The following is an 8,460-nucleotide window of genomic DNA, read 5'->3' on the forward strand; positions in this document are numbered from 1 at the left end:
CTCCAGTTACTCCCGGTAACCCTTGCACTCCTTGCACTCCTTGAACACCTTGAGGACCCTCAGGTCCAGTTGCTCCTATCGCTCCTTGTACTCCTTGTATTCCCTGTATACCTTGTACTCCAGTTGCGCCAGTTGGACCAATCGGACCTTGTATTCCTTGGACACCTTGTGCACCTGTCGCTCCTGTATCTCCTGCCGATCCCCTCACTCCTTGGGGTCCTTGTTGTCCTTCTGGTCCTGTTGCTCCTATTTGTCCAGCTGGTCCTTGAATCCCTTGCACTCCTTGCGGTCCTGTTGGTCCAGTAATCCCAATGCCAGTAAATCCTGTTGGAACAGGAGGGAAAGTAGGACCAATAAGATTTGGTGAAATTCTGAAATTAGAGTTTAATGAATTTTGTTTATTTTTATTATCGCGCTCTTTCACACTTTCACCACCTACAAACCATCTTTTTACATGAAACAAAACTCTTCTTTTTAATCTATTTACAAAAACAATCTCCAAGACTACTTTTATTAGACTCTAATTTATTTTATGAAGTGAATTTTTTAATTAAATTAATAAAAACTCCCCTAATTTCCTAGGGGAGTCCAGCTGTTGAATCCATATTATCTGTATTAGGGACAGCTTGCGATATACTCGACACATTTGCACCTTGCCCCATATTTGTTCCCGTTACAGTGCCAGCAGGAGTACCTCTCGTATACGTTGTCGTCACACTATCTCCCGGCTGTAAACAAAGCTTCGTCTCCGTCCCTATTACTGTAACAACATCAATCCAAGTGCAACCCGTTGAACCACTATACGATTTCGAAGCAGTAAACGATGTATCACTCAAATTATCACCGGTAAATATATTCCCAGTATTATTAACAATAATAAACTCTTTTATATGCGCAGGCATACTTACACTCTACCTTTCCTTTATGCACCTAATGTACGTGTACTTGTTGCTAATGGCGGTAAAAATACTGATGTTCTAATTGTAGGTTCAGGTATACGTTTTCCATTTAAAAAAACTGCCGCACTTGACCCTCCAGCACCGGCATATATTTTTGCCACAGCTAAAGGTGAGATATTATAACAGTCACCAACATTAACAGCTCCTGTATTATTTATGATTTTTACTTTACGCATGTTAATCCCCATTTACCTCTCCCCCTTTTATACACTGTATGCAAAAGAAAAAAACTTGAAACAAACACGTTTCAAGTTTTTGCAGCTACTTATTTAGTTTCGCCTTCATACTGAAGCATACCGCCAACCATATTCACTGTTTTAAATCCTTGTTCATTTAAATAATGGCATACATTTTCACTGCGCATTCCCGAACGGCAAATAAAGATATATTCATTCTCTTTCTCAAAGAAATCTACTTTATTTGGAATATCGCCCATTTTAATATGTACAGCTTCCGGAATTTTCCCTGCCGCTACTTCTTCATCTTCCCTTACATCTACTAAAAATAATGTTTCTCCATTTTCTAAACGCTCTTGCACTTCTTCTGTAGTAATTGTTTTTACTTCTGTCATATGTAGTTCCTCCTTATATACAATAAAACCTTCAGTTTCTTCTTTAAACAAACATTTCTCATCAATTTTAGCACGCGAAGGAAGGAACGCAAAGAATGGAACATTTATTTCTCAATTTTCCCGCAAAACTTATTCTTTACAAACATAACTGGCGCATTGTATCCTCAATATACTTGTTTGATGAAAGGAGCCAGTTAAAATGACACTTTTTCTTTTCATTATGGGCATCATTTTCTTAGTTTTTGCAGTTATTGCTCTTAGTATGAAAAATAATAAAAAGATAAAATCCCCTCAAGAAATGTCATTCTTATTTCTATTACTTAGTATAGCTTTCTTCGGTTTATCAATCGCTTCATATATTTTCCGTCTGCAAATCATGTAAAAAAAGGTGCCTACTATAAATCATGCACCTTTCCACATTAATTATTTCCTACACAAAACTAGATACTTTCCGATTTAAAAACTCATAAACTTTCTTTTCAAATAAATGAACATCTAACGCTCCTGCCATATGCCCATTTATACTTTCTATCTCATATACTTCTGCGTACTTCCCTTGCTTTTGCAAAATTTCTACCATTTTATAATTGTAACGAGGCGGCTGAAGTAAATCTTGTTTGCATGGAATCATGAGTACATTCGCTTCAATCTTAGAAAGAGCCTCTTCTAAGGAAGAAAATCCATGTGCAATATCATGTAATAAGACCGCTTTTGTAGTATACATCCATGAATTTGCATCTACTAAATCTATACTTTTACATGTCACTTTATTTATTTCTTTCTCAAATGATGTTAATGCAGAAAATTGTTGATAAGGTACCATTTCTATACTGTTCCGCGGGAATGCCTTTTCATAAAAATGTTCATCAAATGCGTTCATAAACATCATTTTATTCGCTAAATGAAGCCCCTTCGTTGGTTGCTCCTCTCCGTACTTTCCACCTTTCCAATTTGGATCAAGCTGAATTGCTTCAATCGCATTTTGCGCTACATTTCCCGACGTTATAATTGGATTTTGTGGATTCGTAATAACTCCAATCATTCGTTCTACCATATGAGGATAGTGGACAGCCCATTGCTGCGCAATCATCCCACCTGCCGAAGGTCCCATTACAGCATGTAATCTAGAAATGCCCATATCTTTTATTAACTCATATTGCATACGTGCTACATCTAAAAATGTGAAAACTGGAAAATCCATCGCATACTCAAAACCAGTCACCGGATTTATCGATTTTGGTCCCGTTGTAATCACGTAAGGGTTCTTCACCTGTACATTACAAAGGTTATCAGTACATATAACGAAATATTTATTTGTATCAATTGCTTTCCCAGGTCCAATTAATCCATCCCACCAACCAGCTTCCTCATCATGCTCTGTATATTTTCCTGCCGCATGACTTGTTGCACTAAAATAGTGACAAACCAAAATCCCATTTGATTTTTCTCTATTTAAAGCACCATACGTCTCATACCCCATTTGAACAGGAATCTCCCTACCATTTTCAAACACAAATTCTTTTAAAACAAACTTCTCCTTTTTTACAATTTGCACAGACTCGCCTTCTTCCCGTCATTTTATGAACTGCTTACTAAAGGATTTTTTCTATGCAAGCCAATCTCCTTCTTCTTTTCATAAATAAATGAATAATATACAAAATTAGCCACAAAATAGCACTATATTACAAAATCAAAGAGGGAATATATATGATTTGGAATTGGTTACGTAAGAAAAAAAAATCAAATACAAAAGAGACAGCTGATTCGAAACAACAGTCTGATGATCAAAAAGAACATAACAAAGATAAGAATGACGAGCCAAAAAGTAAGGAACAAACTGATGCTTCTTCTCAAGACAAGCAGCAAAATTCTAAGCAACAGGATTCTTCTCAAAACAAACAGCAAAATTCTAAACAAGAGGATTCTTCTCAAGACAAACAGCAAAATTCTAAGCAACAGGATTCTTCTCAAGACAAACAGCAAAATTCTAAGCAAGAGGATTCTTCTCAAAACAAACAGCAAGGTGCTAAACAAGAGGGGGCTTCTCAAAACAAACAGCAAGATGCTAAGCAAGACAATTCTTCTCAAGATAAGCAGCAAAGCGCTGAAAGTAACAGCATTTATGACTTTAGCAAACCAGAAAAGGACCATATTCACTCTCTACAAGACTTAATAGCAAAACTAAAGCAGTCTAGTGATTTTGTTAATTATCATACATCTGATGATGAAACGATGCCTTATTGGATTTCTTACTATCGTCCATCACTTGATGGGGAAAAACTACAAAAGTATTTAATGCCTACTCTTTTGGAACGATCCTGCTCTTCACTCGAAGAGCTAAAAGAACATATTCCAATGAGTGGTATAACGATTACAAACGACTTACAAAAAATTGAGGACATGGTTTTAAAGGGACATGCGATTATTCAATTGCACCAGCAAGATCAAAAATGTATGCTTGCAAACATTGCAATTGATACTTACCGGGCACCAAGCCCTCCATTAAATGAATCAACAGTTATTGGTCCGCAAGAAGGTTTTGTAGAAGCTATTGATACAAATATTAATTTAGTCCGTAAACGCCTTCCAGTATTAGAACTGCAAACAAAAGAAATGATAATTGGCTCCTTTTCGAAAACAAAGGTTGTAATAATGTATTTAGACAACCTTGCAGAAAAGGATAATGTGGATTTTCTCGAAGAGTCATTGCGAGCTCTTGAATACGATCAAATTAATGATAGTGCTTATCTTCAAGAATTAATGGGAGAAAAGTCAATTTTTCCATTATATATAAATACAGAACGAACTGATAGAGTGACAAAGGCACTCATTGATGGCAAAATTGCAATTTTTGTTGACGGTTCACCAAATGTTCTACTAACTCCTGTATCATATTTCGATTTCTTTATTTCACCAGAAGACTATAACGTCTCTTGGCTGTATGCTACATTTTCAAGGATTTTACGACTTATCGCGGTTCTTTTCTCAATTTGTGCAGCCCCATTATATGTTGCCGTTTTAAATTATCATTACGAACTCATTCCAAGTGATTTGCTTGAAACATTGATTTTATCAAGAGCACAAGTACCATTCCCACCTTTAATCGAAGCACTCTTTTTGGAATTAGTTATTGATTTATTAAGAGAAGCTGGGGCTAGGTTACCGATGAAAGTAGGACAAACACTCGGTATTGTAGGTGGTATCGTAATTGGACAAGCATCTGTTCAAGCTGGGTTAACGAGTAACATTTTATTAATTATCGTTGCCTTATCAGCGTTAGCTTCCTTTATTACACCTATTTACAAAATGGGTAACGCCGTTCGTTTACTACGTTTCCCATTTCTCGCATTTGCAGAAATAGGTGGTCTATTTGGTATTTCTCTTGGATTTATCTTTTTATTTACCCATCTTTTTAGACTAACTTCTTTACGTAAGCCGTACGCACTGTTTTATCCAACACGCCAACAATCAGCAAAGGACTCTTGGATTCGTTTTCCATTAACGATGATTGATACAAGGGATGTACAAGCTAGACCACAGCATGTTAAGAAATCAGCAAAAGGAATTTCAACAAAACATACATCTGATTTTGATGATTAAGAAATGAGGTGCATCGATGAGTAAAATTAAAGCAGAACACCAAATATCACCTATCTTCGTTTTCTTCTTAATTCACGGTGCACAATTTGGTGCTGGTGTTCTCGGATTTGCCCGCATTATTGCGAAAGCAGCTGGATACGATGGCTGGATAAGTGTCCTTCTCACAGGAATCATCATTCATATTCTCCTATGGATGATGTATTTCTTGTTAAAAGAAACAAACGGAAATTTAATTGATTTACAAAGACAAACATTTGGAAAATGGCTAGGAAACGGCATTAACCTCATTTTTATAGCGTATTTTTTAACCGTTAGTATTTCCGTTGTACGAACATATGTAGAAATTATTCAAGTATGGATGTTTCCTTCTGCTTCGATTTGGATGCTAACAACTTTTCTATGCTTAGTCGGTTACTATATTATCTCATCTGGTTTTCGTGTTATTACTGGTATCTGTGTCATTTCTATCGGCGGGACACTCGGATATCTTTTCCTTAGCCTTTTTATCTTAAAATACACTCACTGGTCTAATTTACTCCCTGTATTTTCACATTCATTTTCAGACATTTTAAAGGCAGCTCAATTATCAATCTATACTATGAGCGGATTTGAAATTTTTCTTATGATTTATCCATTTGTAAAAGAGTCTAAGAAATCTCATAAATTTGCACAATACGGTGCGCTATTCTCTAATCTTTTATATTTATTTAGCACCCTCTTAGCTTTTACCTTCTTTAGCGAAAAACAATTATCCAAAACAATTTGGGCCCAGCTCTCTATGACTCAAGTTGTCCAACTTCCTTTCATAGAACGGCTAGAGTACATTGCAATCTCAGCTTATACTCTCGTTATTGTTACGAGCTTCATTCTTCCTTTATGGGCAGCAACAAGAGGAACACACGAAATATTTCGTGTAAAACAAAGAGGTGTTTTAATTACTTTTTTGCTTATTACCCTCATTGTTTCACAACTTTTAACAAACAGACATGATATTAATGACTTTATTAGTAATGCGTCAAGAATTAGTTTTTGGCTTATATACATATACATCCCAATTCTATTTATTATTGTGTGGGTGAAAAGAAAATGGAAAAAATCAAAAGAAAATTAATGCTTCTTTCTTGTATCAGCATCCTTAGTCTAACTGGCTGCTTACAAAAAAATATTATCGATGATGTCAATCTCATTCAAGGGACTGTTTTTGATACAGCAAAAGATAATAAAGTAAAAGTCACATTCGTTTGTCCTATACAGAAAAAAGGTAATAAAGTTCAAGTCTTCGAAGGAGTAGGAAACGCAGTAAAACAAGTAAAAGCGGATACTTCTTTAGAATCCTCTCAGCCGTTTGCAAGTGGACAAATGCGTTTTGCTTTATTTACTACAAAAATCGCAAAAAAAGGATTATCAACTTCCTTTGACACGTTAATTCGTGATGTGAATATCGGGAACTCTATGTATGTCGGTTTATTAGAGGGAACAGGGCTAGACTTACTAAAAGGTAAATATACAACATCATCTAACGTTGCCATTTATATAAAGAAAATGTTAGACCATAATATGCAAACAGGCCCTTTACCTACTGACAATCTACATTTAGGAGCTTATCGATATTATCGTGAAGGCCAAGATTCCTATTTACCAATTCTCAAAAAAGATAAAGATAAAATAAAAATTACTGGCATCGGCCTTTTAAAAGGAGATAAATATATTGGAAAAATTAGTTATCATGATATGTTTGCCTTTAAAGGCTTATTGGAAAAACACCGATTAGATTCACATGAATTTAAAGCAAACTCAGGATACACAATCATTAATAATATTCGATCCGTCCCAACTTACCAAGTAAGTATTAAAGATGGTAAACCATCATTTTTCATACACGTCAAACTAGAAGCACGTATTCAAGAACTATCTAAACAGTTCAACTTAGAAAATAAAAAGAACACAAAAAAAATAGAAAAATCAGTTGAAAAACAATTAGGTGCAACGGCTAACAAATTAATTAAACAGTTTAAATCTTTAAATGTGGATCCACTCGGTCTCGGTGCAAGGTATAAAGAACATTACCGTCCATTCAAATTAGAAGAGTGGCGAAGAATGTATAAAGATGTTCCTATTAAGGTGAAATACACTGTCAATATTACAAATTCTGGTGTAATTGAATAAGTTAATGATTGAACTCCCCTCTCTGGCATGGTACAACGGAGAGGGGAGTTTTTATTTTTAAATAGAGAAAAGGGATATTTACGGGGGAGCTTATGTCTAAAAAATTAGTAAAACCTATTTTAAATGGTATTTTATTTCTCGGCGTCTTTTTATTTGCTCATACATACTTAAAAAATGTTTCTTTCACACGTTATTTACTTGTCGTTATACCAATGCTACTCATCGGAATGTTTGGCATCGATCTTATTTTATCCATTTTAATTAAGAAAGAAGAATAACGAGCGAACATCTTATTTCTATAAGATGTTCTTTTTATTAAACAATCACCTTATGTTACAATAAACTTCGGCACAAAGTGAGAAAGGATGAAACAACATGACAAACGAAAAAGGTTTAGATAAAGGGTACGAACTTGTTGCGAAAATGCACGAAGTATTCGGACATCCTGTGACAAACACTCCAACAAAACTAACAGAAGAGCGTGCAAAAATTCGTGCTAGCTTTATGCAAGAAGAGTTAGAAGAATTTCTAGAAGCAACAACTGTTGAAGATCAATATGATGCACTTATTGACCTTATTTACTTTGCATTCGGAACGTTTGCAGAAATGGGTGTACGTCCAGATAAAGGATTCGAAATTGTAAACAACGCTAACATGGCAAAACTATTCCCTGATGGGAAACCTCGCTTCCGTGAAGGCGATGGCAAAATTTTAAAACCAGAAGGATGGCAAGCACCTGAACCACAACTTCGTGCTGAAATCGAACGCCAGCGTCAAGAGGCGGAAAAAAACTGCTAGGATCCCCTAGCAGTTTTTTATTATGTCTTTTTTCACCGATATATTTTTCACGCAATTCATTAATGACCCACATGTCCCGCGTGTCCTGCTGCTCCTGCAATACCAGCTGTTCCTGCTGTCGTCCCTGCTCCAACTCCACCAGTCCAAGGCTGTTGTTGCTGCTGATATTGTTGGTATTGTTGTTGCTGTTGACCTTGGTGGTGCTGTTGACCTTGATGATGACCATGGTGGTGATGTTGACCGTGGTGACCATGATGTTGACTTTGATGAGTTTGATAAAGGACAGCCTGCGGATGAACTTGGTGATGGCCTTGGTGATGTACTTGTTGCTGATGGTGGCCTTGGTGATGATGTTGACCGTGGTGA

The 8,460-nt window shown here is 36.0% G+C and carries 11 protein-coding genes and 1 pseudogene; 6 read left to right on the top strand and 6 right to left on the bottom strand.

The features are described 5' to 3' along the window. The 4 genes from MR071_RS24560 to MR071_RS24575 all read right to left on the bottom strand — a co-directional run. On the bottom strand, window positions 1-424 hold a 424-nt coding region (locus MR071_RS24560), incomplete at its 3' end, for an exosporium leader peptide-containing protein (RefSeq protein WP_242238196.1). Window positions 425-578: 154 nt separating this feature from the next. Further along, window positions 579-902: a hypothetical protein gene (locus MR071_RS24565; RefSeq protein ID WP_105585989.1), complete on the bottom strand. Its 324-nt coding sequence runs from the start codon at window positions 900-902 to the stop codon at window positions 579-581. Window positions 903-922: 20 nt separating this feature from the next. Next, window positions 923-1,147, bottom strand: coding sequence for a spore germination protein (locus MR071_RS24570; RefSeq protein WP_105585988.1), 225 nt, complete (start codon window positions 1,145-1,147; stop codon window positions 923-925). Window positions 1,148-1,224: 77 nt separating this feature from the next. Continuing rightward, window positions 1,225-1,530, bottom strand: coding sequence for a rhodanese-like domain-containing protein (locus MR071_RS24575; RefSeq protein WP_000141214.1), 306 nt, complete (start codon window positions 1,528-1,530; stop codon window positions 1,225-1,227). Window positions 1,531-1,729: 199 nt separating this feature from the next. On the opposite strand from MR071_RS24575, the gene MR071_RS24580 reads away from it, so the two are divergent. Beyond that, entirely contained in the window at window positions 1,730-1,912 is a 183-nt protein-coding gene (locus MR071_RS24580) for a hypothetical protein (RefSeq protein ID WP_002129493.1), read from the top strand. A 48-nt stretch (window positions 1,913-1,960) separates the two neighbouring features. On the opposite strand, the gene MR071_RS24585 is transcribed toward MR071_RS24580, so the two are convergent. Next, window positions 1,961-3,085 carry a homoserine O-acetyltransferase family protein gene (locus tag MR071_RS24585; RefSeq protein WP_105585986.1) on the bottom strand — a complete coding sequence of 375 codons (1,125 nt, stop codon included), beginning with the start codon at window positions 3,083-3,085 and terminating at the stop codon, window positions 1,961-1,963. Window positions 3,086-3,237: 152 nt separating this feature from the next. Between MR071_RS24585 and MR071_RS24590 the strand changes: the two genes are divergently transcribed. From MR071_RS24590 to MR071_RS24610, 5 genes are all read left to right on the top strand, one after another. After that, window positions 3,238-5,130, top strand: a complete 1,893-nt coding sequence (locus MR071_RS24590) for a spore germination protein (protein WP_105585985.1) — start codon at window positions 3,238-3,240, stop codon at window positions 5,128-5,130. A gap of 16 nt (window positions 5,131-5,146) precedes the next feature. Continuing rightward, window positions 5,147-6,241, top strand: a complete 1,095-nt coding sequence (locus MR071_RS24595) for a spore germination protein (protein ID WP_105585984.1) — start codon at window positions 5,147-5,149, stop codon at window positions 6,239-6,241. Further along, window positions 6,217-7,296, top strand: a complete 1,080-nt coding sequence (locus MR071_RS24600; RefSeq protein ID WP_105585983.1) for a Ger(x)C family spore germination protein — start codon at window positions 6,217-6,219, stop codon at window positions 7,294-7,296. The genes MR071_RS24595 and MR071_RS24600 overlap by 25 nt, the downstream gene beginning before the upstream one ends. 92 nt (window positions 7,297-7,388) lie before the next feature. Further along, window positions 7,389-7,574 carry a hypothetical protein gene (locus tag MR071_RS24605; RefSeq protein ID WP_000038778.1) on the top strand — a complete coding sequence of 62 codons (186 nt, stop codon included), beginning with the start codon at window positions 7,389-7,391 and terminating at the stop codon, window positions 7,572-7,574. A gap of 97 nt (window positions 7,575-7,671) precedes the next feature. Continuing rightward, window positions 7,672-8,094: a pyrophosphohydrolase domain-containing protein gene (locus MR071_RS24610; protein WP_000180554.1), complete on the top strand. Its 423-nt coding sequence runs from the start codon at window positions 7,672-7,674 to the stop codon at window positions 8,092-8,094. Between the two features lie 59 nt (window positions 8,095-8,153). Here MR071_RS24610 and MR071_RS24615 read toward each other — a convergent pair. Next, a pseudogene (locus MR071_RS24615) lies at window positions 8,154-8,460 on the bottom strand (VrrB protein); the annotation flags it as partial.

Origin of the sequence: Bacillus cereus group sp. BfR-BA-01316, assembly GCF_022664195.1 — a bacterium.
In the GTDB taxonomy this organism is placed as follows: Bacteria; Bacillota; Bacilli; order Bacillales; family Bacillaceae_G; genus Bacillus_A.